This window comes from Paeniglutamicibacter sulfureus (assembly GCF_039535115.1).
Lineage (GTDB): Bacteria > Actinomycetota > Actinomycetes > Actinomycetales > Micrococcaceae > Paeniglutamicibacter > Paeniglutamicibacter sulfureus.
Genome location: NZ_BAAAWO010000001.1, coordinates 405,232 through 429,472, shown reverse-complemented (window position 1 = coordinate 429,472; position 24,241 = coordinate 405,232). Strand labels below are relative to the sequence as shown.

The window sequence follows — 24,241 nt, the reverse complement described above, 5'->3', positions numbered from 1 at the left end:
GAACGGATCGGCTAGACAACGACGAGGTCGTCGACGTGCACCACCGCACGTTCGAATTGGCTGCCCAGGTCCTCGCCGAGCTCCCGGGTGGAGCGGCCGAGCATCTGCGGCAATTCGGCCGAGGAGAAGTTCACCAGTCCGCGGGCAATGACCAGTCCGGCGGCGTCGGTGATTTCCACCGCGTCCCCGGCCTCGAAGGAGCCATTGATCCCGGTGATCCCTGCAGGCAGCAGCGAGGCGACGCCAGAGGCGACGGCACGCACGGCACCGGCATCCAACAGCAGTCGTCCCTGGGTGGTGGCCAGGTGCGCGAGCCACAGCATCCGGGTGGAGCGCCGACCGCCGCGGGCGGAGAACCAGGTTCCCACGTCCGCCCCGGCCAGTGCAGCCGCCGCGTTCGCGGTGGAGGTCACCAGGGCGGGGATGCCCGATTCGGCGCTCATGGTGGCGGCCTCGACCTTGGTGGCCATGCCCCCGGTGCCCAGCCCGGCTCCCCCGGTGGACCCGATGCGCAAGCTCGCCAGGTCCTCGGCGCGATCGACCCGGGACACGCGCACTCCCCCGGCGTTCGGCGGTGCGTCGTAGACGGCGTCGACGTCGGAAAGCAGCAGCAGCGCGTCGGCCTTGACCAGGTGCGCCACCAGGGCGGCGAGCCTGTCATTGTCGCCGAAGCGGATCTCGTGGGTGGCGACGGTGTCGTTTTCATTCACGATCGGCACGACACCCAGCGCCAGCAACCGGTTCAGCGCCCGGAACGCATTGGCGTACTGCTGGCGGCGGATCAGGTCGTCGGCGGTGAGCAGCACCTGGCCGACGGTGACGCCGTGGGCGGAAAACGCCTGGGTGTATCTGGCCATGAGCAGCCCCTGGCCCACCGAGGCAGCTGCCTGTTGGGTGGCCAGGTCGCGCGGGCGGCGCCCCAGGTCCAGGGGCGCCAGACCGGCGGCGATCGCCCCGGAGGACACCAGGATCAGCTCGGTTCCCGCGGTGTTGACTGCCGCGAGTCGGTCGACGAGGGAGCTTAACGCTTCCTCCGAGATCCCCCCGGCCAGCGTGGTCAGGGACGAGGAACCGACCTTGACCACGATGCGCGAGGCACGCGGCAGGTCTTGTCGCTGGGTGATGCCCGAGGGATGGTTTGTGGCGCGCACGGTGCTGTTTTACTCCCCGGACTTGGGTAGCTGGTGCTTGTAGTTGACAGACTCCGTCCAGATTCCGGCCTTGCGCTCGGCTTCCAGGTCCTCGCGGGCAGCTGCCTTGGCGCCCTTGCGCGCCTCGTGCTCCGCCTTCTTCTGCTCGCGGGAGGGGCGCGCGGCAAATTCTGCCAGGCGTTCGTCCTGTCCACGGCGCGAACCAAGCAGCTCGGCGCCGGCGGCCATTGTCGGCTCCCAGTCGAAGACCACGGCGTCGACCTCGGAGCCAATCACCACGGCATCGCCGGGCTTGGCGCCGAGCTTGTAGAGCTGGTTTTCGACGCCGAGCTTGGCCAGGCGGTCGGCGAGGTAGCCAACGGCCTCGTCGTTGCGGAAGTCGGTCTGCATGATCCAGCGCTCGGGTTTTTCGCCGATCACGCGGAAGAGCGGCTCGAGGTTGCGCTCCTCCTTGCGGATGACGAACCCTGCCTTGCTGGCCTTGGTGGCCCGCGGGCGCAACACCTCAACGGGCACGGGCAACGGGGCGGCCTCGATCTTGGCGCGGGCCTCGGTGACCAGTTCGGACATGGCGAAGGAGAGCTCGCGCAACCCCTCGCGGCTCATGGCCGAGACCTCGAAGACGCGGTAGCCGCGCTTCTCCAGTTCCGGGCGCACGAATTCGGCCATGTCGCGTCCGTCGGGCATGTCGACCTTGTTCAGGGCGATGAGGCGCGGGCGTTCGTTCAGCGGGATGATCTGGCCATCGGCACCGGCAAAGGAGGAGTCGACCTCGTAGGCGTCGAGTTCGGCCTGGATGGTCTCCAGGTCGGCGACCGGGTCGCGGTCCGTTTCCAGGGCGCCGCAGTCGAGCACGTGCACCAGGGCGGCGCAACGCTCGACGTGGCGCAGGAATTCAAGACCCAGGCCGCGGCCCTGCGAGGCACCCGGGATCAGGCCCGGCACGTCGGCCACGGTGTAGCGGACTTCCCCGGCCTGGACCACGCCAAGGTTCGGGACCAGGGTGGTGAAGGGGTAGTCGGCGATCTTGGGCCGTGCGGCGGAGAGCGCGGCGATCAGCGAGGACTTGCCGGCCGAGGGGTAGCCCACCAGGGCGACGTCGGCGACGGACTTGAGTTCGAGGATGACCTCGGCGGCGGTGCCGGGGGTGCCCAGCAACGCGAAACCGGGGGCCTTGCGGCGCTGGCTGGAGAGCCCTGCGTTGCCCAGGCCGCCCAGGCCGCCGGAGGCAACAATGTATTCGGATCCGTCACCGATGAGGTCGGCGAGGATGTCACCGTCGCGGTTCTTCACCACGGTGCCCTCGGGCACGGGCAGGACCAAGGTCTCGCCGTTCTTGCCGGGGCGCAGGTCGCCCTTGCCGCCTTCGCCGTTGCCGGCGTGGCGGTGGGGCGAGTGGTGGTAGGACAGCAGGGTGGTGGTCTGGGCGTCAACGCGCAGGATCACGTCACCGCCGTTGCCGCCGCTGCCGCCATCGGGTCCGCCCAGGGGCTTGAACTTTTCGCGTTTGATGGAGACACAGCCGTGCCCACCGGAACCACCGGAGACATGGAGGACCACTCGGTCGATAAAGGCTGCCACGGTTGAAAGCTCCTAGCAAAAAAAGGGGTGGCGTCTTCCGCTGCCCGCCCGAGGGGCGTGGTGCGGAAAACGCTGGGGGTTTTGGAAAAACACATAGAGGGTGAGCCGTGCGGCCCACCCTCTACAGTGTAATGAATGCGGTTACGCGCTAATTAGCCAGCGGTAACGATGTTCACGACTTTACGGCCGCGACGGGTGCCGAATTCGACAGCCCCGGCTTCAAGTGCGAACAGGGTGTCGTCCTTGCCACGTCCCACGCCGGCGCCCGGGTGGAAGTGGGTGCCACGCTGGCGAACGATGATTTCGCCGGCCGAAACGACCTGACCACCGAAGCGCTTGACGCCAAGGTACTGGGCGTTGGAATCGCGACCGTTGCGAGTGGAACTCGCGCCCTTCTTATGTGCCATTGAAAATGCCTACCTTCAGGTAATGAGAATTCTTGGAATCAACCGCAATTAAGCGATCGAGGTGACCTTGACCTTGGTCAGCATAGAGCGGAAGCCCTGGCGCTTCTTGTAACCGGTCTTGTTCTTGAACTTCTGGATGACAATCTTCTGGCCGCGAAGGTTCTCAATGACCTCGGCGGTCACCTTGACCTTGGCAAGCTCATCGACTGCCGAAGTTACCTTCTCGCCGTCAACCAGCAACAGGGCTGGCAATTCAATGGAGGCGCCTGGGGCAGCCTTCAGGCGGTCAAGGGTAACGAGGTCTCCAACAGAAACCTTTTCCTGGCGGCCGCCAGCGCGGACAATTGCGTACACCACGTGGGTACTCACTTCTACTCGACGTTCAATCTGTCTTGCTGCGCATCACTACCCCAAAAGAAACCGGGGATTGCGCTGTGCTGGCACGCCGAGCGGAAGAATCCGATAGCTGGCGTTCGCACCGAGGATCTAGACTACGCTAAAAAGCGCTGCAGGGGCAAATACAGCCTGCCCCGCGAGTCGTCAAGATCCCTACTCTTTCAACTCTTTGACCGGCACCCCGACACCCAGCATAATCGGCGCATTGGCGGCGATTCGCGGCTGTGGGGCCTTGGATGGGTCAGCGAGCGAAGCGACATGGGAGGTACCCGATGCCGCCAGCGTGTCCGATGCCACAGAAACTGCGGTGTCGGATCCACCCTGCGGGCTCGTTGCACGGCGGCTGCGCTTGACGCGCGCCACCGGCTCGATGCCCGAAGTCTTTTTGGTTGCCGTTGCCGACGGCGCCTCGGAAGGCGCATCGTCGGACGCCTGCCCGGCCACGCCCGAGATCACCGGCGCGGCAGCAACCTCCGGCTGTTCGCCGGCGGCTGGTGCGTTCGACTCGGGAGCCTTGGAACGGGCCTTGCGGCGGGTACGGGTGCGTGCCGGACGCGTTTGCGCGGACTCGCCCTCCTCGGTCTCGGCGGGCGCCTCGGCCGGGGAGTTGTCGGGAAGCGCGGCTTCCAGGTTCTCCAACGTCAGCGACGGCGCAGCGGCCTCGGAGGAGGCTGCACGGCGGTTGCGGCGCGCAGCGGGAACCGTGACCGACTCCCCCGCCACGGTCAGCGTGGCACCGCTCTCGGCGGCCTCGGCATCGTCGTGTTCGTGGGCTGCATGTGCGGCCGCGGCGATCGTGGCAAAGGCGTTGCGCGTGGCAGTTGCCTTGGCCTCGTCGACCTCAGGCTCCCTGGTCTCGGCGTGCGCGGTTGCGGCACCCTGGTCCTCGGCCTGCGCCTCGGATTCCGGGCCGCGGTTGCGGCGGCGGCGTTCGGCCCGCGAGGGCTTCTGGTCGGCGCGGCTGCCGGCACTTTGCGGCTCACCTGCCGAGTTGAAGGAGCGGCGGTGCTCGACCGGCTCGTCGTGGGTGATCACGCCGCGGCCTGCACAGGCCTCGCAGTTCTCACCGAAGACCTCCAGCAGTCCGGTGCCCATGCGCTTGCGCGTCATCTGCACCAGGCCAAGTGAGGTGACCTCGGCAACCTGGTGCTTGGTGCGGTCGCGGCCCAGGCACTCGACCAGGCGGCGGAGCACCAGGTCGCGGTTGGACTCGAGCACCATGTCGATGAAGTCGATGACGATGATGCCGCCGATGTCGCGCAGGCGCAGCTGGCGAACGACCTCCTCGGCCGCCTCCAGGTTGTTCTTGGTGACGGTTTCCTCGAGGTTTCCGCCCGAGCCGGTGTACTTGCCGGTGTTCACGTCGACAACCGTCATGGCCTCGGTGCGGTCAATGACCAGCGAACCGCCCGAGGGCAGGAAGACCTTGCGGTCCAGGGCCTTGTGGATCTGCTCGTCCATGCGGAAGGCGCCGAAGATGTCCTCGTCGGATTCCCACTTCTCCAGGCGCGACACCAGGTCCGGGGCCACGTAGGTCACGTAGGCCTCGATGGTGTCCCAGGCTTCCTCGCCGGAGACGATCAGCTTGGTGAAGTCCTCGTTGAAGACGTCGCGGACGACCTTGATGGTCAGGTCCGGTTCCCCGTAGAGCAGTTCCGGTGCCAGCGTCTTGGTGGACGTCGAGGCGGCCTCGATGCCTTCCCACTGGGCGCGCAGGCGGTTGATGTCGTTCATCAACTCTTCCTCGGAGGCGCCCTCGGCGGCGGTGCGCACGATGACGCCAGCGTTTTCCGGCAGGTGGTCCTTGAGGATCTTCTTCAGGCGGTTGCGCTCCACGTCGGGAAGCTTGCGCGAGATGCCCGTCATCGAGCCGCCCGGAACGTAGACCAGGTAGCGGCCCGGAAGGGAAATCTGGCTGGTGAGGCGGGCGCCCTTGTGGCCGACCGGGTCCTTGGTGACCTGCACCAGGACGGTGTCCCCTGACTTCAGGGCGTGTTCGATGCGGCGCGGCTGGCCGTCCAGGCCCGCGACGTCCCAATTGACCTCGCCGGCGTAGAGCACGGCATTGCGTCCGCGTCCGATGTCGACGAAGGCGGCTTCCATGGAAGGCAGCACGTTCTGCACCTTGCCGACATACACGTTGCCGATCAGGGAGTCCTGCTGGGTCTTGGAGACGAAGTGCTCGGCCAGGATGCCGTCCTCGAGGACGCCGATCTGGATGCGGTCCTCGCGCTGGCGCACTACCATCTGGCGGTCGACGGATTCGCGGCGGGCCAGGAACTCGGCCTCGGTGATGACCTGGCGGCGACGGCCGGACTCGCGGGAGTCGCGGCGGCGCTGGCGCTTGGCTTCCAGGCGGGTGGATCCGCGCACGGCCGTGACCTTGTTGGAGACCACCGGTTCCAGGGTGGTGCGCGGGGCACGGACCCGGGTGACGGTGTTGGGCGGATCGCTCTCCGAGCCCCCGGCCAATTCCAGGTCGGCCTCGCCGCGGCGACGGCGACGGCGACGGCGGGAGGACACGCCTGAGCCGTCCGCGTTTTCCTCATCGGAATCGGCGTGGGCTGCCTCGTTGCGGGTGCGGCGGCCGGAAGGTTCCTCGAGCTCGTCCTCGTCGGTTGCCTTGGCGGCAACCGGGATGCTCGGTGCCTGGAAGATCAGCGACAGCGCGGATTCGGGGATGGCGAACGGATCGGAGATGGTCGCCGGCTCGGCTTCCGCGGCTGCTGACTCGTCTTCATCGGCTTCGACAATCCTGGCTTCGGCTGCGGCCGGGGCCTGGACCGCGGCGGCATCCGCGGCTTCCGGCTCCTGGGTGGCGCGGGCTCCGCGGCCACCACGGGCCGGGCGGCGACGGGTGGCCTTGGCGGGCTCGGCGTCTTCGGCCTGTTCCGCGGTGGCTTCGGCCGGGGCCTCGGTGACAGGGGCCTCGGGGGCTTCGTCGGCGGCAGGGGCCTCGGTGTTCGAGGCCGGGGCGGTTGCCTTGCGGCCGCGTCCCCGGGCAGGGCGCTTGGCGGCTGCCTTGGGTGCGGTTTCCTCCGCGGCAGGTGCCTCGGTCTTCTCGCCTATGGATTCGGTCTGGGCCTCGGCTGCGGCCTGCGCGGCAGGTGCCTCGATGACGGCCGGGGCCTCGGTTGCGGCTGCTCCCGGGGAGGTGACCCCGGAGGTTGCGCGGCGCGGGCCGCGGCGTGCAGGAGCCTTGGCCGCCTCGGCCACGGGTGCCGGGATCTGCGCCTTGGCGGTTGCCTCGGCAACGACCGACTCAACGGTGGCGGCCTTGGCCGGGGCGTTCCGGGTGGCAGGGGCGCGGCGTGCGGTGGTTGCGCGCGGGGAAACGTTGGCGCGCACCTTGCGCGTCGGTGCGGCCGCTGCGTCGTTGAGCTCGGCCAGGGTCATGGCCCGGCGCGGGGGCGGCGGTGACGGTTCGTTGAAGTTGCCGCGCGGGGGGCGGGAGGTACGGCTGCGGCCCTTTGGCCCCTGGCCCATTGCTGCCTTTGATTCGTCGCGATTCAATGCCATGTTAAAAGAGTGCTCCTCGGCGGGTCGACTGCTCCCACAGATAGCGCGTCTCCCCTGGTTGGTTCGCCGGACCGGGCCTTGTGGCCGCGTGTCCCAGCGGAAATCCTTGGATTTGCCTTGACCGGGTGCGCCCACCGTTGCGGGGCGCGGCATCCGTGCAAGACCAACGGCGCTTTTCCAAGCAAGCCGCTTTACGTTGCGGCGACCATATCGCGGTATTCGCTGAAGACCTTCGTATAGGCGGTCTCTTCGCAGCAGATGCATCGCAATCGGGCTTGAAAGCCTGTCGTTGGGTTGAAAGCAGACTGTGGATCCACGAACAACCACTGCAATTGTCTCACATCGACACGCCGAAGCACGCCGCCGAGGGGTTTCGGCGCGGCAAGAGGGCTGCCGCGCTTTGCCCCGCCCCTTGTGCCAACCCCGGCGCGGGGCATGAACGGCACCGCCGGGGGCCACTAGACTTCAGCTAGGGCCGCCGGCGAACACCGGCCCGACCGGGCGCCCACGCCACCTTCCGGGTGGCGGCAAACGGGGAAAACACGAACCGCCACGAGGGAGCACCCCCATGAGTTTGTCCGAAGCAGCAGCACCGCAACGCGAACCGGACGCCGTGCCGCGCATGGCCCGCGCACGGCCCTTTGGCCTGTTCCTGGTGCTCACCGGCGCGGTCGCCTGGGTCGCCTCGGGGATCCTGGTGCTCGAGCGCATCGCCCTGTACAAGGACCCCGACTACGTGACCAGCTGCGACTTCAATCCGTGGGTTTCCTGCGGCACCGTCATGAAGTCGACCCAGGCAGCCCTGCTGGGCTTTCCCAATCCCTTCCTGGGCATCGTGGGCTTCGGCATCGTGATCACCATCGGCATGGCATTGCTCGCCGGGGCGCGCTTCGCGCGCTGGTACTGGGTCGGCGTGCAGGTGGGCGTCACCCTGGCAATGGTCTTCATCGTGTGGCTCTGGTCCCAGGCCCTCTACGAGATCAACGCCCTGTGCCCTTACTGCATGGTCGTCTGGGCGATGATGATCCCGATGTTCCTCTACACCACGGCGCGCAACATCGCCCACGGCGTGCTTCCCGCTCCTTCGGCGCTGCGGCGCGTGGCGGGCGAATGGACCTGGGTCGCTGTCATCGTGCTGCTTCTCATCACCGCTGCAACCGTCGTCCTGCGCTTCCCCGGTGCCTTTGTCGGCGCCTAGGACGCACACCGGCGAACACCGAGGGGCCAGGACCCGGCGGCTGGCGGCGGCGGCCTGGGTGCTCCCGGTCATTGTCGTGGGACTGGCCTCGCGTTTCGGAGGCACCGGCCTGGCCGCAGACCTCGCCGGCGGGGTGCTCTACGCGGTGCTGGTGTACGTACTGCTCACGGTACTGCGCCCACAGGCTGCCCGCTGGTCCAACGCCTCCATCGCCCTGGTTCTTTGCGTACTCATTGAGTTGCTGCAGCTCACCGCGATTCCGGCGGATCTGGCGCGGGTCTTCGGGCCCATCCGGCTGGTGCTGGGCACCGGCTTCGCGCCCCTGGACCTGGTGGCCTACGCAATCGGGGCAGCATTGGCCTTGGGCATCGACATGCTGCTGGGCAGGATCCGGGCCAGGCCGGCGGCCTAGACCCGATCACGACCTGCCGAGGACAAGACGGGAGGGCCCGTCGTTTCCACTCGCGTGGAAACGACGGGCCCTCTTTCGTACGGCTTGGGGGGTGGTCCGGAGGTTAGGAGAACCAGATGCCGATTTCGCGGGTGGCCGATTCGACCGAGTCCGAGCCGTGGACCAGGTTCTGCTGGACCTTCAGGCCCCAGTCGCGGCCCAGGTCGCCGCGGATGGTGCCCGGGGCGGCGGTGGTCGGGTCGGTGGTGCCGGCCAGCGAGCGGAAGCCGGGGATCACGTTGTGGCCCTCGGCGATGACCGCCACCAAGGGGCCGGAGAGCATGAACTCGACCAGCGGCTCGTAGAACGGCTTGCCCACGTGCTCCTCGTAGTGTGCCTCGAGCAGTTCGCGGGTTGCGGCCACCTGCTTGAGCTCGGCGATCACGTAGCCCTTGGCCTCGATGCGGGAAAGGATCTGGCCGGTCAGCTGGCGCTTGACGCCGTCGGGCTTGATGAGGATCAGGGTGCGTTCAATGGCCATGGGTGCGGCTCCTTTTGTCGTGGTGGTGCAAGTTGTCGTCGGTATTGATTCTACGGTTGGGCCGGCTCCGCGCCGGGACCTTCCTGCGGGTGCGCCGCATCCCAGGCGGCCTGCTCGCGGGCACGGCGGGCCGTCTCCAGGTCCATGGCCCTGCCCTTGGTGACTGCGTACCACCAGGTCAGGGCGAACGCGGCCCCGATGAAGAACATCGAAGTCAGCAGGAACCCGGTAAAGATGAACAGCAGCTGCAGCGCCCAGCCGATGGCGAATCCCAGCGGTTTCTTGAGCAGCGCGCAGGTGAGCAGGCACACCAGCGCGACCGCGGCACCGGCACCGAGCACCAGTGCCGGTGACCATTCAGCGCGCTTGAGCCCGAAGAGTGTGAGTGCGACGAAGATCGCCAGGAACGCCTCGAGCGTCAGCACGGTGGAGGCGAACATCACACGGGTTGAGCGGGGCTTCTTGGGCTGTCCCGGGCGCCATTCACGTTGCGCCTTGGTCATTTTCGCCATGTTCCTACTCCCCTCCCAGCAGCATGCGGGCCTCGCCCACCAAGGTGATGGACCCGGTCACCAGCACGCCGCCGCCGAAGTCCTCGCCGGCCTCGGAGCGTCCCACCGCCCATTCCAGGGCGTCGTCCAGGCGCTCGGTGACGAAGAGGTCCTCCTCGTTGAACCCGGCCTCCAGCGCCATTCCCGCCAGTTCCCCGGCGGGGATGGCGCGCGGGGAATTGGACTGGGTGATGCAGATGTCCTCGGTGAGGTCCAGATAGGACTCGCGCAGCTGCGCGAGCATGGCCGGTGCGTCCTTCTCGGCCAGGATCCCGATGACCAGCACCAGCTTGGTGAAGCCGAAGGACTCCTTCACCGCGGCCGCGGAGGCGCGGATGCCGTCGGGGTTGTGCCCGGCGTCCAGCAGCACGGTCGGGGCCTTGCGGATGACTTCCAGGCGCCCGGGGCTGGTGGCGGCCCCGAAGCCCTCCATCACCAAATCGTGGTTCAGCGCGGTTTCCCCGCCGCCGATGAACGCCTCCACCGCGGCCAGGGCGACGGCGGCGTTCTGCGCCTGGTGCTCGCCGTGCAGCGGCAGCAGGATGCCCGGGTAGCGCCCGGCCAGGCCCTGGATGTCCAGCTGCTGGCCGCCGACGGCGACCGTGCGGTTCTCGACGCCGAACTCCACGCCCTCGAAGCGGTAGGGCGTTTCGAGTTCGCGGGCCTTCTCCAACAGCACCTGGGCGGCGGCTGCCGGTTGCGCGGAGGAGACCAGGAAGCCGCCGGGCTTGATGATGCCCGCCTTCTCGGTGGCGATCAGCTCGACGGTGTCGCCCAGCAGCTCGGTGTGGTCAAGTGAGATCGGGGTCACCACGGAGACCTGCCCGTCGCCCACGTTGGTGGCGTCGGTGATGCCGCCCAGGCCCACCTCGATGATCGCCACATCCACCGGGGTGTCGGCGAAGATCGCGAAGCCCAGGATGGTGACGGCCTCGAAGTACGTCAGCCGGTTTTCGCCCTTGGCGGTGAGCTCGTCGTCGACGATCTGCAGGTAGGGGCGGATCTCGTCCCAGATCCGCACGAAGGTCGCATCGTCCACCGATTCGCCGTCGATCGCGATGCGCTCGGTGACCGAATTAAGGTGCGGGGAGGAGTAGCGCCCGGTGCGCAGGTCGTGGGCGCGCAGCAGGGACTCGATCATCCGCGCCGTGGAGGTCTTCCCGTTGGTGCCGGTGACGTGGATGATCGGGAAGGCCTTGTTCGGCTCCCCCAGGATCTCCATGGCCCGGCGCATGGGCTCCATGCGCGGCTCGATCTTGTTTTCCGGGGCGCGCGCCAAAAGCTCGGCGTACACGCTCTCCACGGAGAACCTGTCAAAGGTGTTGCTCATGTGTTGGGTCCCATTTCGTTCTCGGCGGCTTCGGCCGCGGCCACGGTTTCGACGCTGACCACGGGGGCTTCCCCGTCGGATGCGGTCACCAGGACGAGCCCGAGGCTGAGCGTTTCGCCCTTGATGAGCTCGGCGTTGGCGTGCAGCGCCGCCACGGTGGCGGCGTCGGCGGTGATCTCGGTGCGGATGCGGTCCCCGACCAGCAGGTCGGCGTCCTTGCGGGCGGACTGGATGGCGCGGATCATGTCCCGCGCCGTTCCCTCCGCCGCGAGTTCCGGGGTGACTTGCGTGTCGAGCACCAGGAAGCCGCCGCCGGGCAGCACGGCCGCGGCGATGGAGTTTTCGCCTTCGGAGGCCTCCACGACGGTTTCGAGCGTGTACTCGTGTTCCTCCAGGCCCAGTCCCCCGGCGGTGACGGTTCCGTCGTCGTCCACCGACCAGTCCCCGGACTTGGCGCCCTTGATGGCCACCTGCACGTTCTTGCCCAGGCGCGGGCCCGCGGCGCGCGCGTTGACGACCAGGCGCTGGCTGATGCCGTACTCGGCGGCGTTGGCGTCGGCGGCGTCGATGAGCGTGAGCGAGCGCAGGTTCAGCTCGTCCTTGATGATGCCGGCGAAGGTGCCTTCGAGCGCGGCGACGTTCGGCACCGCGACGCTCATGCCGGCCAGCGGCAGGCGCACGCGCAGGTTCGCGGCCTTGCGCAGCGAGGAGCCGACCGAGGCGATCTTGCGGGTGGTCTCCATCGCGGCAACCAGGTCGTCGTTGCGGACGAAGAGCTCCGCGTCGGGCCATTGCGCCAGGTGCACCGAGCGGCCCCCGGTGAGCCCGCGCCAGATTTCCTCGGCCGCCAGCGGCAGCAGCGGGGCCGCGACGCGGGTGAGGGTCTCCAGTGCGGTGTACAGGGTGTCGAAGGCCCGGGTGTCCTCGTCGAAGAAGCGCTGGCGGCTCCGGCGCACGTACCAGTTGGTCAGCGTGTCCATGTAGCGGCGGATCGTTTCGGCGGCCTCGGAGATGTCGTAGGCATCCAGCGAGGCGGTGACCTCGCGGACCAGGTCGCCGGTGGCAGCGAGCATGTACGCATCCAGCGGATCCTCGGAGCTGTGGGCGATCTTCGCCTCGTAGCCCGATCCCCCGTTGGCCGCGTTGGTGTACAGGGAGAAGAAGTGCCAGACGTTCCACATCGGCAGCAGGACCTGGCGCACGCCCTCGCGGATGCCCTGTTCGGTGACGACCAGGTTGCCGCCGCGCAGGATCGGGGAGGCCATCAGGAACCAGCGCATCGCGTCGGAGCCGTCGCGGTCCAGCACCTCGTTGACGTCCGGGTAGTTCTTCAGCGACTTGGACATCTTCTGCCCGTCACTGCCCAGCACGATGCCGTGGCTGATCACGTTCTTGTACGCGGGGCGGTCGAAGAGCGCGGTGGAGAGCACGTGCATGGTGTAGAACCAGCCGCGGGTCTGGCCGATGTACTCGACGATGAAGTCCGCCGGGTGGTGGGTGTCGAACCAGTCCTTGTTCTCGAACGGGTAGTGCGCCTGGGCGTAGGGCATCGACCCGGAGTCGAACCACACATCCAACACGTCCTCCACGCGGCGCAGCGTGCCGTTTTCGGCGCAGCCCTCGTGCGGGCGGAGAAGGTCGTCGATGAACGGGCGGTGCAGGTCAGGCTGCCCCTCGTTGTTCAGCGGCAGGCGCCCGAAGGCGGCCTTGATCTCTTCCAGGGAGCCGTGGACCTCGCTGTGGGTGCATTCGGCGCCGTCGCATTCCCACACCGGGATCGGGGATCCCCAGTAGCGGTTGCGGCTGATCGACCAGTCCCGCGCGTTGGCCAGCCACTTGCCGAACTGGCCGTCCTTCACGTTCTCCGGGATCCAGTTGATCTGCTGGTTCAGCTCCAGCATCCGGTCCTTCACCTTGGTGACCTGGACGTACCAGGAGGAGATGGCGCGGTAGATCAGCGGGGTGCGGCAGCGCCAGCAGTGCGGGTAGGAGTGCACGTAGGAGGCCTGCTTGATCAGCCGCGCGTCGTTCTTGAGCACGTTGGTGATGGCCTTGTTGGCCTCGAACACCTGCACGCCCACGATGCCGGCCAGCGGCCCGGACTTGAACACCGGCAGGAACTTCGCGCCCTCGTCGATCGAGAGGATCACCGGGATGCCGGCGGACTCGCAGATCTTCTGGTCCTCCTCGCCGTAGGCGGGGGCCTGGTGGACGATGCCGGTGCCGTCGGTGGTGGTGACGTAGTCGGCGACCAGGAGCTGCCAGGCGTTGGCCGTGCCCCAGGTCTCCGCGTCGGCGAAGGTGTCCCAGAGCGGCGCGTACCTGATCCCGGCCAGGTCCTTTCCGGCATGGCGGGAGGTGATGGCGGCGGCGGCCGCGGCGGCATCCGCGTATCCCAGGTCCTTGGCGTAGGAGCCGAGCAGGTCCTCGGCCAGCAGGAAGCTGCCGGTTGCCGCCGAGGCCTTCACGCCGTTCTCGCCGGCGGGCACCACGACGTAGACAACGTCGGGGCCCACGGCCAGGGCCATGTTGGTCGGCAGCGTCCAGGGGGTGGTGGTCCAGGCCAGGGCCTGCACTCCGGCGAGCTCCCGGGAGATTTCCGTGTCGCCGGCCAGCAGCGGGAAGGAGACGGTGACGGTCTGGTCCTGGCGGTCCTTGTACACGTCGTCGTCCATGCGCAGCTCGTGGTTGGACAGCGGGGTCTCGTCCTTCCAGCAATACGGCAGCACGCGGAAGCCCTTGTAGGTCAGGCCCTTCTCGGAAAGCTGCTTGAAGGCCCAGATGACCGATTCCATGTACTCGACGTTCAGCGTCTTGTAGTCGTTCTCGAAGTCGACCCAGCGTGCCTGGCGTGTGACGTAGTCCTGCCATTCGCCGGCGTACTTCATCACCGAGCTGCGGCAGGCGTCGTTGAACTTGTCGATGCCCATGGCCTCGATCTGCGCCTTGTCGCTCATCCCCAGCTGCTTCATGGCCTCGAGCTCGGCCGGCAGCCCGTGGGTGTCCCAGCCGAAGCGGCGCTCCACGCGCGAGCCGCGCTGCGTCTGGTAGCGGGCGACCAGGTCCTTGACGTACCCGGTGAGCAGGTGCCCGTAGTGCGGCAGGCCGTTGGCGAAGGGCGGGCCGTCGTAGAAGACGAACTCGTTGGCCCCGTCGACACCGGCATCGCGGGCGTCGATGGAGGCCTGGAAGGTCTCATCGTTCTTCCAGTAGGAAAGGACCCGTTCCTCGATCTCCGGGAAGCGGGGAGAGGATGGCGTTGTGCCATGCGGGTCGGTCGAGGCCTTGGGGTAGCTGGTCATCTGCGGCAGTCCTGGTGATCGAAGGCGCGTGTGCGCTTAGGCGTTCTCCAACACAGGGACGATGGCGGAGCAATTGGTCACTCCACCTCGCGGTACCACCCCGCTTGCCCGGTTCGCCCCGGGGTGTTCCCGGGCCGTCCCTGGCCGCTCGTTGACTGCTGTGACGGGCTTACCCGCTTGGTTCTACCGGGCGCCTCCCGGGCATGCCGGGTGGTCACCGTTCTTCCAAGGACTCGCCGGTGATTGCCGGGTCGACGTCGTAGTGCCTCCAGTCTAGCGCGCCCGGGCCCCCGGCGCTCAATCCCTCCGGTTCCGGTCGCCGGCCACCGTTATCCACAGATCCGCGCATTGCGCCCCACGGTGCCCCGGCGGGGTCCATGCTGGGACCATGCCCAACACGCCAACACTCGTTGCGGAGGTCCTGGACGCCGTCAAGGCGGCGCTGCCGGGCCCGACCGACACCCTGGAAGGCCCGGCGACCGCCGCCGGTGCCCGGGGCGAGGCGTTGCGCGTGCTCGCGGTGCTGGTTCCGGTGCTGCGCCTGGCCCTGGACCAGGCGGCGTCGGGCATCGGTGCGTCCCCGGTCCGGGCCGCCGCCTTCGTGAAACTCTCCGAGGACCTCTACCGGCAGGCAGGGTACGGCCAGCTGCTGGCCGCATCCTGCGCCGGGGATGCCCAGGTGCACACCATCGGCGAGGAGCCGCTGGCAACGCTCAACGGATTGCTGGCGGACCCCGCCGCCTTCGCCGCCGGCCCCGCACTGCCGGGCGATGTTCCCGCCAAGCCCGGGCGCACGCCGCTGTACCGCGACGACGCCGACTTCCTGGCGGCCCGGCTGAATCTCACGCACTTCCAGGCGCAGCACCGAGTGCAAAGCGCCGAAAACCTGCTGCCGCACACCGGGTTCAACGGCAAGGAAGTCCCCGCGAAGTTCCCCTTGCTGGGCCGGGTGCTTACCGATGCCGCCGCCGACCCCAAGGCCGTGGCCACGCTGGCCAAGAAGTTCGAGCACCTGGCCCCGGACCTGGCACCCGGCAGCGACGGGGCGGCCACCGCCCGGCGGCTGGAAGCGGAACTGGCCGAAGCGGCCCGCACCCGCAATGCCCAGGGCACCGCGAAGTTGCTCAAGGACCAGGCCAAACGCCTTGACGAAGTTGCCGCGGCCCGTCGCGAAGACATCGAGGAGCTGTTCATCGGCGCGCACTTCCTGGGCCATACGCGCAAGGGCTACGAGTACAAGGTCATCACCACGGCCGAGGGCCACGAACTGCTGGCCACCGCCGCGGACATCCTCAACAGCCCCAAGACCAAGGCCGGCACCGCTCCCGCGCCGGCAAAGGAGGCGGGTCCGCCGATCCCCGACTGGGCCGTGGATCCCGGCACTCCGCCGGAAGCACGTCCCCTTGCCGAATTCACCGATCTCGGTGTGGCGCCGGAGCTGGACCCGGGGATGGAATTGCGCCCCGGGGAAACCGTCGAACAGGCGCTCACCCGGCAGCGGGCCCGCCGCTTGCACCAGCTCATCCTCGATTCGGTGCGCATCGCCACCAGCCCCCTCGAGCCCGGGTCCGAGAACGGGCGCGTCGGGGAGGGGCAGATGCCGCTGGCACCGAACGTCACCCTGAACGTCACCATCGACCTGAAGACCTTCCTGGGCCAGCTCGAGGCGGCGGGGGTCAGTGACCGCGGCGAAGACATCTCGGCGGCCAGTTGCCGGCGCCTGGCCTGCAACGCGGGGATCACCCCGATCATCCTCAACGGTGACGGGGTTCCGCTGGAACTCGGCCGCAGCCGAAGATACTTCAACCGCGCCCAGCGCCGGGCCATCGCCGTGCGCGACAAGGGATGCATCAACCCTGGGTGCACCATGAGGATCGGCCGATGCGAGGCCCACCACCTCGACGAATGGAACCAAGGGGGGCTGACCAATGTCTCACGAGGCTGTTTGCTCTGCCCGATGTGCCACCAGGCGTACCACAGCGGTAAATTCCGGATCGAGATGATCAACGGGCACCCGCACGTGATCCTGCCCAAATCCCGGGACCCGCTGCAGCTGCCGCGGCGCAATTGGATCTTCCACCCCGCCGCCCAAGCCGAGCGAGCGGCCTGAGCCGCCCACCGTCCGGAGCGGCAGACTGCCCGCGGGCAAGGTGTGCCTGAGGCTAGTCCAAGACGGTGTTTTCGATCTTCCACACGGTCAGTCGCGGGTACACCCAGAACGAATAGATGCCCAGGGTGATGAGGATCAGCAGGAACCACTTGATCCACAACCCGAAGATTCCCCACCCGGTGCCAACGAACCGCAGCGGCCGGCCCAACAGGAAGGTGTTCTTGGCCCGCCAGCGCTCCACCAACACCACCGCAAATGGGTAGCAGATCCCCAACGTGAAGATGGTGATGGCCATGCCCAGCAATTGCGTGCCGAACCACGTTGCCGCTCCCCCGCGGAAGACAAAGACCCGGGTTCCGGGCGGGAAGTTCCCCAGTGCCGCGACACCCGTTCCGGGCTGGTTGTTTCCGCTGACCTGCATGCTCATGATGTTTTTCCCCCTGGTGGTGAACGGGCCGACGGCCATGCGCCGCCCGGCCGTGCTTGTCCCTCGTAGCCTAGCCGGGCACCACCACGTTTTGGGGCCGCCCCGACCCGGGAACGCAACACCCCGGCCGCGTTGCGCGGGTGTGGCACCGCACGCCCGCCGACCGGGGGTTCCTCCGCCTCAGGCGCGGGAGCGGGCCGCTTCGTCCGCCGTGCGCGAGACCGCGACCATTTGAGCGCGCTCGACGACCTTGACGCGTTCGCGCGGCACCGGCCCCTCGCGGGTCGGCGCCGGGGCGGCGGCCGCGCCGAGCGCCTGCTCGTGGGCATCCAGTGCCAGCCAGCCTTCCCAGCTGGTGTACTCGACGCCCTTGGAATCCAGCAGGCCGGTCACGGCATCCGGGGCGGGGTTCGCGGCCACGGGCAATCCGGCGAGGTCGGCCAGCAGGTGGGCGATGGTCTCGGCGGCGTCGCCCTTGGTGTGGCCGATGAGCCCGACCGGGCCGCGCTTGATCCAGCCGGTCGCGTAGAGCCCGGGCACCTGGGTGCCGCTGCCGTCCAGGACCTTGCCGCCGTCGTTGGGGATGGTGCCGGTGCGTCCGTCGTACTCGATGTCCTGCAGCGCGGAGCCGAAGTAGCCGACGGCCCGGTAGACGGCCTGCACCGGGTAGTCGACGAGCTCGCCGGTCCCCCGCGCCTGGCCGGTCCCGTCGAGCTCCTGGCGCTCGAACCTGATGCCGTCGACCTTGCCGTCCGCCCCGGCGATCTCCACGGGGGAATGCAGGAAGTGCAGGTGCAGCCGGCGGCTGGCGCGCCCCCCGGCCTCCCCGGCCTCCCCGGCCTCGCCGCGTTCCTCGCGCTCTTCCTGCTCGATGAGCCAGTTGGTGAGGGTGCCGACCATGGTCTTGACCTGGTTGTTGGACTTGATCAGTGCGTCGGAGGCCGCATCGAACTCGAAGTCCTCGGGGTAGAGCACGATGTCCACGTCGCGGCTGTGGCTCAGCTCGCGCAGCTCCAGCGGGGTGAACTTGACCTGGGCGGGGCCGCGGCGCCCGAAGACGTGCACGTCGGTGACCGGGGATTCGGCCAGGCCGCGGTACACGTTCTCCGGGATCTCGGTGACCAAAAGGTCCTCCGCGTGCTTGGAGAGCATCCGGGCGACGTCCAGTGCCACGTTGCCGTTGCCGATGACGGCGATCTCGGTGGCTTCCAGCGGCCAGGTGCGCGGCACGTCGGGGTGCCCGTCGAACCAGGAGACGAAGTCCGCAGCCCCGTAAGAGCCCTGTAGCTCGATGCCCGGGATGTTCAGGTCGGCGTCGTTGATGGCGCCGGTGGCGAAGATGACCGCGTCGTAATGCACCCGCAGCTCCTCCAGGTCCAGGTCCGTGCCGTAGTCGACGTTGCCGAAGAAGCGGATGTCCCCGCGGTCCAGCACCTTGTGCAGGGCCTTGACGATGCCCTTGATGCGCGGGTGGTCCGGGGCGACCCCGTAGCGGATCAGCCCGTACGGCGCCGGGTAGCGGTCGAAGAGGTCGATGGCGACCTCGAAGTCGCGCTCCGCCTTGGTGAGGATGTCGGCGGCATAGACGCCTGCCGGGCCGGCCCCGATGATGGCGACGCGCAGCGGGCGTGAGCTGAAGGCGTCCGGTGTCGCGGCGGCGGCCGGCGTGTTCTTCTCGGTCATGGGTTCTCCTGGGGTTGCTAGGGGGTTGCCAAGTGGGTGCGAAAGGGGTTGAAGTGCGGGTGCATCCTCAGGCGACGGGCAACGGCTGCCGCCCGGGTGCGGGAACCGCCGGCGCCAGCCTGCCGGCGGCGTGCGGGCTGAGCCGGACCACGTCGCCGATGACGACCACGGCGGGGTTTGCCACGCCGATGGCTTCGGCGGTGGCGGCGATCGAGTCGAGCCGGTCGATGGTGACCCGCTGGTCCGGGGTCCAGCCGCGCTCGATGACCGCGACCGGGGTGTCGGGCCGCAGCCCGCGCCCCAGCAGCGTGGCGGTGTTGCGCCCCAGCCGGGCCACGCCCATCAGCAGGACCAGGGTGTGGTCCGGCCGGGCCGGCAGCTCGGTGAGCTCGTCGTGCCCGGTGGCCATCGAGAATCCGGCGGCCACTCCGCGGTGGGTGACGGGGATGCCGGCGGCGGCCGGGACGGACACCGCACTGGTCACCCCCGGCACGACCTCGACGGCGACGCCGTTTTCGCGGCAGTGGGCCGCTTCCTCGCCGCCGCGGCCCAGCACGAACGGGTCCCCTCCCTTGAGCCGGACCACCCGGTTCCCGGTACGCGCCTCGCGCACCAGCACCGCGTTGATCTCGTCCTGGGAGGCCAGGTGGTCCCCGGGGGCCTTGCCCACCTCGATGATGCGCACCGAAGGGTCGAGCTCTTTCAGCAGGTCACGCGGGCCGAGCCGGTCGGCGACCACCACGTCCGCGGCGGCCAGCAGCCGGCGTCCGGTGACGGTGATCAGCCCCGGGTCACCGGGGCCTCCCCCGACCAGGGCGACGGATCCGGCGCCGGCGCGGCGCCGGCGCAGCGGCAGCAGCCCGGTGTCGGCTGCCAGCGCGATGGCGTTGCGCAACCCGGCGGCGCGGCGCGGGTCTCCGCCGGCGGTGACCGCGACGGTGATCCCCTCCTCGGTCCGTGCGACGGCGGGGGTCCAGGCGCTCGAGGCGGCGTGGTCCGAGGCGTTGACGCACCAGATCCGCAGACCTTCCGCGTCGGCGGAAACCCGCGCGTCGAGCTCCCGGTCCCCGGTGGCAGTGTGGGCCAGCCACATGCCCTCCAGGTCCCCGGGCCCGTAGCCGCGCCGCAGCCAGGTGAGGCCCCCGGCGTCGGCCAGCTCCTCGATCCCCGGAACCGCCGCCGGGGCGATGACGGTGACCTGTGCCCCGGCCTCGAGCAGCTGGTTGACCCGGCGTTCGGACACCGCCCCGGCCCCGACGCAGAGCACTGCCTTGCCGGAAAGGCGCAGGGCCAGCGGATGGATGGGCGCCTCGCGAGGGGCGGTTGGCTCGAACATGCTCGACTCCTGACGGTGGTGGAAGGTGGTGGGTGTGTGGCGCGGGGGCCGCGGGTGGCTCATCGTCCTGCTCCGGGGGCCAGTCCCCGGCGGCGCAGCAGGCTGCGCTCCAGCGGGGCGAAGACCAGCAGCTCGACGGCGATGCCGACGGCCAGGATCGCCAGGATCGCGGCGACGACCACGGCCATCTGCGACAGGTCGCGACCCTGTTGCAGCAGCGAGCCCAGGCCGAAGCCGATGGACCCGCCGACGGCGATGATCTCGGCGGCCATCAGCGAACGCCAGGAAAACGCCCAGCCCTGCTTGAGTCCCGCCACGTAGCCGGGCAGGGCAGCCGGCAGCACGATCCGCAGCAGCTGTTGGGTGCGGCCGGCCCCCAGCACGGTGCCCAGCCGGCGGTATTGCGGCGGGACCGTATCGACGCCCGAGAGGAACCCGTTGACGATCGAGGGCGTGGCGCCCATCAGCACCACAAAGAAGACAGTGGCGTCGGTGAGCCCGAACCAGATGATGGCGGCGGGCACCCAGGCCACACTGGGCAGCACCTGCAGGCCGGAGACCAGCGGGCCCAGGCCGCGGCGCAAGGTCGAGGAGGCCGAGAGCAGCAGCCCCAGTGGCGTCCCGATGGCCAGGGCCAGCAGGAAGCCGAGCACCCCGCGCTGCAGCGAGGTGAACACCGCCTCGACCAGCCGTCCGTCGGCGGCCAGGGACGCGGCGGTGCCCAGCACATCGAGCGGGCCGGGGAAGAGGTCGGCGCGCGGGGAGCCGAACCAAGCGGCCAGCTGCCACAGGCCCAGCAGGCCGGCGAGGGTGCCCAGGGGCAGCAGGATCCGGCCGACGGTGGGCCGCGAGGTGGCGGCGGAGTCCTGCAACCTGTCCAAGCCGGCCTCGATTTCGCCGAGGCTGTCGGGGCCTCCCGGGCCGTCGCTACCGCCCGGGCCGTCGCTACCGTCGATGTCCTCGGGCGGTGCCGGTTCCGCGGCGCGCGCCGCGGCGCGTTCGCGGGCGATGGCCGTGGCGGAAGTGATGCTAGTGGGCATGGTGGCGGATCTCCTCGCGTAGCCTCTGCGTGATGTCGCGGGTCAGGGCGGCCTGCTCGGCCGGATCGGTGCGGACGTGCTCGGGGATCTCCCACTCGGCGGCGACCCGTCCGGGCCGCGAGGAGAGCAGCAGGACCCGCTGGCCCAGCCGCACGGCCTCGCGCACGTTGTGGGTCACGAACACCACGGTGCGCCGGTGGGCGCGCCAGATCCGCTCAAGTTCCTCGTGCAAAAGGTCCCGGGTGATTGCATCGAGCGCGGCGAACGGTTCGTCCATCAGCAGCACCGGGCGGTCCTGCCCCAGCGCGCGGGCCAGCGAGGCGCGCTGGCGCATGCCCCCGGAGAGCTCGTGCGGGCGCTTGGCCCCGGCATCGCCCAGGTGGACCAGCCTCAGCAGCTCCCCCGCGCGTTCCCGGCGCTCGGCGCGCGGCACCCCGCGCAGCTCCAGGGCGAGTTCGATGTTGGCCCGGGCAGTGAGCCAGGGCAGCAGGGCAGCGTCCTGGAACATGAACGCCGCGCCTCCCGCCGGGACGCTCACGGAGCCGGCGGAGGGCGGTTCAAGCCCGGCGATGACGTTCAGCAGCGTGGACTTCCCACACCCCGAGGCACCGAGGATCGCCACGAACTCCCCGTCGGCGATCGTGGTGGTGATCGAGGAGAGCACGGGGGCCGCGCCGTAGTCCTTGGACAGGTTCTCGATGACGATGCTCATGCACCCGCCTCCGTCCCGGTCGATGTTGCGGCACGTGCCCGCGCCAGGGGGGTGGTGTCGATGAGCCCGTCCAGGGACGCCGGTTCGGCGAGGCCCGCTGCGACAGCGTTGCCCAGCAGGCGCGGGTAGGCCCCTTCCAGCGGGTCGGCGGTGAAGCTGAGTTTTCCCAGCGCGCGCTTGATCACGGCGGGAGCCAAAGCGGCGCCGGCGGTCTCGGCGATCCGGGCGTTCAAGGTGGCCAGCACGTCGGTTTCCCTGGCGGTGTTGATCCAGTCAAGGGCGGCCAGGTGGCCGCGCAGCAACGCGTCGACGGTGTCCGGGTGGCGGGTTGCGAAGTCCGGGGACACCGCGAGCACCGTGGTGGGGAACAGTCCGGGGGCCCCGGTGTCGGCACCGTCCCACAGTTCGGCCTCGTCGACGAGCACCTTCGCCCCGGCCTCCAGCACCAGCCGGGAGGCCCAGGGTTCGGGCAGCCACGCCCCGTCGATCTTTCCGGCGCGGAACAGTTCGAGGGTCTGGGCGTTGGCCGTCGGGGTGATACCCACGTCCCCGCCGGCCAGGTCGGTTTCCAGTCCCTGGGTGGCGAGCCAGGTCCGCAGCGCGACGTCCTGGGTGCCTCCCAGCTGCGGGGTGGCCAGGGTCGTGCCGCGCAGCGCCGCGGCGTTGGCCAGCGATGCGCGGACCACCAGTTGTGCGCCTCCGGCTGCGGCCCCGGCCAGCACGCGCACCCCCTGCCCGCCGCTGGCGGCGAAGGCGGCGATGGCGGGGTTCGGCCCCAGGTAGGCGGCGTCGATGGCCCCGGCATTCAGCGCCTCGACGGCCGCCGGACCGGCCCCGAACACGCTGGTGGCCAGCTGCGTTCCGGATCCCTCGAGCTCGGCGGCGAAGAACCCCATGGCGGTGCCCACCAGCGCCGGCGCGTGCGTCAGGTTGGCGAAGAACCCCAGCCGCAGGGCGCCGGCCGGCCCCGCGGGAACGCTGCCGGCCGCCCCTGGCCGCGGCACCGTGGTGGTGGCCGCCGCCCCGAGCACCAGCAGGCCCAGCAGCCCGGTGCCGCCGGCGAGCAGCGCCCGCCGTCCTGGCCCGCGGTGCGGACCGGCGGCGGTGTACCGGATGTTCTCCATGGCTGAGGTGTCCTTCTCTGTGGGTGTGGGTGGGGGTTGGCACTGGCCTGCGGCGGGGTTAGCCGGCGGCGGGGCGTTCGCCCACGAGCCCGGCGGCGAGCGTGTTGCCGTCCTGCGGGTCGATGACCAGGAACGCCCCGGTGCGGTGGTGTCGCACGTAGGGCTCAGTGGGCAGTTCGGCAGCCAGCCGCAACACGACGGAGCCGATGTCGTTCAGTTCCAGCCCGTCGGCGGGAAGGAGCCCGAAGTCCTCCAGGTCAAGCCGTCCCTCGATGGCGGTGACCTTCGCGCGGACCGTCGCGGTCCCGTGCTTGATGAGCACCGTGGCGCCGGGGCGCAGCGGTGCGGGCGCGAGCCAGCACAGCTCGGCGAACAGGTCCGCCGAGGAGTCCGGCAGGGTCCCGGCAGCGGCGATGGTGTCTCCGCGGGCGATGTCCAGCTCATCTTTCAGCCGCAGCGCCACCGAGGCCGGTGCGGTGGCGGAGGCCAAGTCCCGTCCGGCGGCGTCGATTCCGATGACGGTCGTTTCCCGGCGAGGCTGCCCCGGGGTGGCGATGGTGACCGGGTCCCCCACGGCGATGGAGCCGGCGGCGATCGCCCCGGCGTAGGCGCGGTAGTCGCGGAAGGCGGCGGCATCCAGCCCCGGGGCCAGCGCGCCCTGCGGCCGGAGCACCAGCTGGACCGGGAAGCGGAAGGCCTCGGCAGCGGTGTCCGCCTCGTCGCGCGTGGGCAGGGTTTCGAGCAGCCCCAGCAGCGTGGGCCCGGTGTACCAGCCGGTGTGCGCCGAGCGTTCCACCACATTGTCCCCGACCAGCGCGGAGACCGGCAGGGTGTGCGGGGGGCGCAGGCCGAGCCCGGCGGCGACCCGCGCCACGTCGGCGGCGATGTCGGCGAAGCGCTGGCCGTCGTATCCGATCAAGTCGATCTTGTTCACCGCGACGACCACGTTGGGCACGCGCAGCAGGCCGATGACGCCCAGGTGCCGGCGGGTCTGTTCGAGCACTCCCTTGCGGGCGTCGATGAGCACGATCGCGGCGTCGGCGGTGGAGGCCCCGGTGACGGTGTTGCGGGTGTACTGCACGTGTCCGGGGCAGTCGGCCAGCACGAAGGAGCGCTCCCCGGTGCTGAAGTAGCGGTAGGCCACGTCGATGGTGATGCCCTGTTCGCGTTCGGCGCGCAGCCCGTCGGTGAGCAGGGCCAGGTCCAGGGTGCCGTCCCCTCCGCCGAAGCCGGTCTCCGCGGAGGTGCGGGCCAGTGCCTCGAGGGTGTCGGCGAGCACCGCCTTGGCGTCGTGCAGCAGCCGGCCAACGAGCGTCGACTTGCCGTCGTCGACGGATCCTGCCGTGGCGAAGCGGAAGAGCCCGCGCCGGCCAAGTGCCGGTGCGAGGGTGTCCAAAGCGGCGGTGTCCAGGGTGCTGGTGTCCAGGTTGGTGGTGCTCATC

The 24,241-nt window shown here is 69.5% G+C and carries 19 protein-coding genes; 3 read left to right on the top strand and 16 right to left on the bottom strand.

The genetic code is table 11. From position 1 onward, the window contains the following. Nucleotides 1–11: 11 nt before the first annotated feature. The 5 genes from proB to ABD687_RS01890 form a co-directional block, all read right to left on the bottom strand. Nucleotides 12–1,151, bottom strand: a complete 1,140-nt coding sequence (gene proB, locus ABD687_RS01910; protein WP_310287776.1) for a glutamate 5-kinase — start codon at nucleotides 1,149–1,151, stop codon at nucleotides 12–14. A 9-nt stretch (nucleotides 1,152–1,160) separates the two neighbouring features. Then, on the bottom strand, nucleotides 1,161–2,732 hold the full coding sequence (gene obgE, locus ABD687_RS01905) for a GTPase ObgE (protein ID WP_310287777.1): 1,572 nt from the start codon (nucleotides 2,730–2,732) through the stop codon (nucleotides 1,161–1,163). A gap of 152 nt (nucleotides 2,733–2,884) precedes the next feature. Beyond that, a complete protein-coding gene (gene rpmA / locus ABD687_RS01900; RefSeq protein ID WP_217387816.1) occupies nucleotides 2,885–3,139 on the bottom strand; it encodes a 50S ribosomal protein L27 in 255 nt (84 codons plus the stop codon). 48 nt (nucleotides 3,140–3,187) lie between these two features. Then, the gene (gene rplU, locus ABD687_RS01895) at nucleotides 3,188–3,496 is read right to left on the bottom strand and encodes a 50S ribosomal protein L21 (RefSeq protein WP_264269065.1); all 309 of its coding nucleotides are present in this window, start codon (nucleotides 3,494–3,496) and stop codon (nucleotides 3,188–3,190) included. 192 nt (nucleotides 3,497–3,688) lie between these two features. Next, nucleotides 3,689–7,054, bottom strand: a complete 3,366-nt coding sequence (locus tag ABD687_RS01890; protein ID WP_302266340.1) for an Rne/Rng family ribonuclease — start codon at nucleotides 7,052–7,054, stop codon at nucleotides 3,689–3,691. Between the two features lie 568 nt (nucleotides 7,055–7,622). On the opposite strand from ABD687_RS01890, the gene ABD687_RS01885 reads away from it, so the two are divergent. Together ABD687_RS01885 and ABD687_RS01880 are read left to right on the top strand one after the other, a co-directional pair. After that, nucleotides 7,623–8,252, top strand: coding sequence for a vitamin K epoxide reductase family protein (locus ABD687_RS01885; RefSeq protein ID WP_302266338.1), 630 nt, complete (start codon nucleotides 7,623–7,625; stop codon nucleotides 8,250–8,252). Between the two features lie 58 nt (nucleotides 8,253–8,310). Then, the gene (locus ABD687_RS01880) at nucleotides 8,311–8,664 is read left to right on the top strand and encodes a ribosomal maturation YjgA family protein (protein ID WP_302266337.1); all 354 of its coding nucleotides are present in this window, start codon (nucleotides 8,311–8,313) and stop codon (nucleotides 8,662–8,664) included. Nucleotides 8,665–8,767: 103 nt separating this feature from the next. Here ABD687_RS01880 and ndk read toward each other — a convergent pair whose 3' ends face one another. From ndk to ileS, 4 genes are read right to left on the bottom strand one after another with little or no spacing between them, the layout of a single operon-like run. Further along, nucleotides 8,768–9,184 (bottom strand): nucleoside-diphosphate kinase, encoded by a 417-nt coding sequence (ndk, locus tag ABD687_RS01875; RefSeq protein ID WP_264269069.1) that lies wholly within the window; start codon nucleotides 9,182–9,184, stop codon nucleotides 8,768–8,770. Nucleotides 9,185–9,234: 50 nt separating this feature from the next. Further along, the gene (locus ABD687_RS01870; protein WP_264269070.1) at nucleotides 9,235–9,696 is read right to left on the bottom strand and encodes a DUF4233 domain-containing protein; all 462 of its coding nucleotides are present in this window, start codon (nucleotides 9,694–9,696) and stop codon (nucleotides 9,235–9,237) included. 4 nt (nucleotides 9,697–9,700) lie between these two features. After that, a complete protein-coding gene (locus tag ABD687_RS01865) occupies nucleotides 9,701–11,065 on the bottom strand; it encodes a bifunctional folylpolyglutamate synthase/dihydrofolate synthase (protein ID WP_302266336.1) in 1,365 nt (454 codons plus the stop codon). Further along, nucleotides 11,062–14,367, bottom strand: a complete 3,306-nt coding sequence (gene ileS / locus ABD687_RS01860; RefSeq protein ID WP_310287785.1) for an isoleucine--tRNA ligase — start codon at nucleotides 14,365–14,367, stop codon at nucleotides 11,062–11,064. Before ileS ends, ABD687_RS01865 begins: the two co-directional genes overlap by 4 nt. A gap of 388 nt (nucleotides 14,368–14,755) precedes the next feature. On the opposite strand from ileS, the gene ABD687_RS01855 reads away from it, so the two are divergent. Next, nucleotides 14,756–16,477, top strand: coding sequence for an HNH endonuclease signature motif containing protein (locus tag ABD687_RS01855; protein WP_302266334.1), 1,722 nt, complete (start codon nucleotides 14,756–14,758; stop codon nucleotides 16,475–16,477). A gap of 52 nt (nucleotides 16,478–16,529) precedes the next feature. Here ABD687_RS01855 and ABD687_RS01850 read toward each other — a convergent pair whose 3' ends face one another. The 7 genes from ABD687_RS01850 to ABD687_RS01820 all read right to left on the bottom strand — a co-directional run bounded on the left by ABD687_RS01850 (nucleotide 16,530) and on the right by ABD687_RS01820 (nucleotide 24,240). Beyond that, a complete protein-coding gene (locus ABD687_RS01850) occupies nucleotides 16,530–16,904 on the bottom strand; it encodes a DUF898 family protein (RefSeq protein WP_302266332.1) in 375 nt (124 codons plus the stop codon). Nucleotides 16,905–17,084: 180 nt separating this feature from the next. Continuing rightward, a complete protein-coding gene (locus ABD687_RS01845) occupies nucleotides 17,085–18,587 on the bottom strand; it encodes an FAD-dependent oxidoreductase (RefSeq protein WP_302266330.1) in 1,503 nt (500 codons plus the stop codon). A 67-nt stretch (nucleotides 18,588–18,654) separates the two neighbouring features. Further along, nucleotides 18,655–19,923: a uroporphyrinogen-III C-methyltransferase gene (cobA, locus tag ABD687_RS01840; protein ID WP_310287792.1), complete on the bottom strand. Its 1,269-nt coding sequence runs from the start codon at nucleotides 19,921–19,923 to the stop codon at nucleotides 18,655–18,657. A gap of 59 nt (nucleotides 19,924–19,982) precedes the next feature. Then, nucleotides 19,983–20,963 (bottom strand): ABC transporter permease, encoded by a 981-nt coding sequence (locus ABD687_RS01835; RefSeq protein WP_310287795.1) that lies wholly within the window; start codon nucleotides 20,961–20,963, stop codon nucleotides 19,983–19,985. Beyond that, complete coding sequence (locus tag ABD687_RS01830; RefSeq protein ID WP_302266326.1) at nucleotides 20,953–21,675, bottom strand: ABC transporter ATP-binding protein; 723 nt, start codon at nucleotides 21,673–21,675, stop codon at nucleotides 20,953–20,955. The genes ABD687_RS01835 and ABD687_RS01830 overlap by 11 nt, the downstream gene beginning before the upstream one ends. After that, a complete protein-coding gene (locus tag ABD687_RS01825) occupies nucleotides 21,672–22,799 on the bottom strand; it encodes an ABC transporter substrate-binding protein (RefSeq protein WP_302266325.1) in 1,128 nt (375 codons plus the stop codon). The genes ABD687_RS01830 and ABD687_RS01825 overlap by 4 nt, the downstream gene beginning before the upstream one ends. A gap of 58 nt (nucleotides 22,800–22,857) precedes the next feature. After that, the gene (locus ABD687_RS01820) at nucleotides 22,858–24,240 is read right to left on the bottom strand and encodes a sulfate adenylyltransferase subunit 1 (protein WP_310287800.1); all 1,383 of its coding nucleotides are present in this window, start codon (nucleotides 24,238–24,240) and stop codon (nucleotides 22,858–22,860) included. Nucleotide 24,241: the final 1 nt, after the last annotated feature.

What these genes read in the sequence shown, in the direction of transcription:
- ndk (WP_264269069.1), bottom strand. Translation starts at nt 9,184, where the DNA reads ATGGCCATTGAACGCACCCTGATCCTCATCAAGCCCGACGGCGTCAAG.
- ABD687_RS01850 (WP_302266332.1), bottom strand. Translation starts at nt 16,904, where the DNA reads ATGAGCATGCAGGTCAGCGGAAACAACCAGCCCGGAACGGGTGTCGCG.
- ABD687_RS01845 (WP_302266330.1), bottom strand. Translation starts at nt 18,587, where the DNA reads ATGACCGAGAAGAACACGCCGGCCGCCGCCGCGACACCGGACGCCTTC.
- ABD687_RS01890 (WP_302266340.1), bottom strand. Translation starts at nt 7,054, where the DNA reads ATGGCATTGAATCGCGACGAATCAAAGGCAGCAATGGGCCAGGGGCCA.
- ABD687_RS01885 (WP_302266338.1), top strand. Translation starts at nt 7,623, where the DNA reads ATGAGTTTGTCCGAAGCAGCAGCACCGCAACGCGAACCGGACGCCGTG.
- ABD687_RS01825 (WP_302266325.1), bottom strand. Translation starts at nt 22,799, where the DNA reads ATGGAGAACATCCGGTACACCGCCGCCGGTCCGCACCGCGGGCCAGGA.
- ABD687_RS01835 (WP_310287795.1), bottom strand. Translation starts at nt 20,963, where the DNA reads ATGCCCACTAGCATCACTTCCGCCACGGCCATCGCCCGCGAACGCGCC.
- ABD687_RS01830 (WP_302266326.1), bottom strand. Translation starts at nt 21,675, where the DNA reads ATGAGCATCGTCATCGAGAACCTGTCCAAGGACTACGGCGCGGCCCCC.
- ABD687_RS01865 (WP_302266336.1), bottom strand. Translation starts at nt 11,065, where the DNA reads ATGAGCAACACCTTTGACAGGTTCTCCGTGGAGAGCGTGTACGCCGAG.
- ABD687_RS01870 (WP_264269070.1), bottom strand. Translation starts at nt 9,696, where the DNA reads ATGGCGAAAATGACCAAGGCGCAACGTGAATGGCGCCCGGGACAGCCC.
- ABD687_RS01820 (WP_310287800.1), bottom strand. Translation starts at nt 24,240, where the DNA reads ATGAGCACCACCAACCTGGACACCAGCACCCTGGACACCGCCGCTTTG.
- rpmA (WP_217387816.1), bottom strand. Translation starts at nt 3,139, where the DNA reads ATGGCACATAAGAAGGGCGCGAGTTCCACTCGCAACGGTCGCGATTCC.
- ileS (WP_310287785.1), bottom strand. Translation starts at nt 14,367, where the DNA reads ATGACCAGCTACCCCAAGGCCTCGACCGACCCGCATGGCACAACGCCA.
- ABD687_RS01855 (WP_302266334.1), top strand. Translation starts at nt 14,756, where the DNA reads ATGCCCAACACGCCAACACTCGTTGCGGAGGTCCTGGACGCCGTCAAG.
- cobA (WP_310287792.1), bottom strand. Translation starts at nt 19,923, where the DNA reads ATGTTCGAGCCAACCGCCCCTCGCGAGGCGCCCATCCATCCGCTGGCC.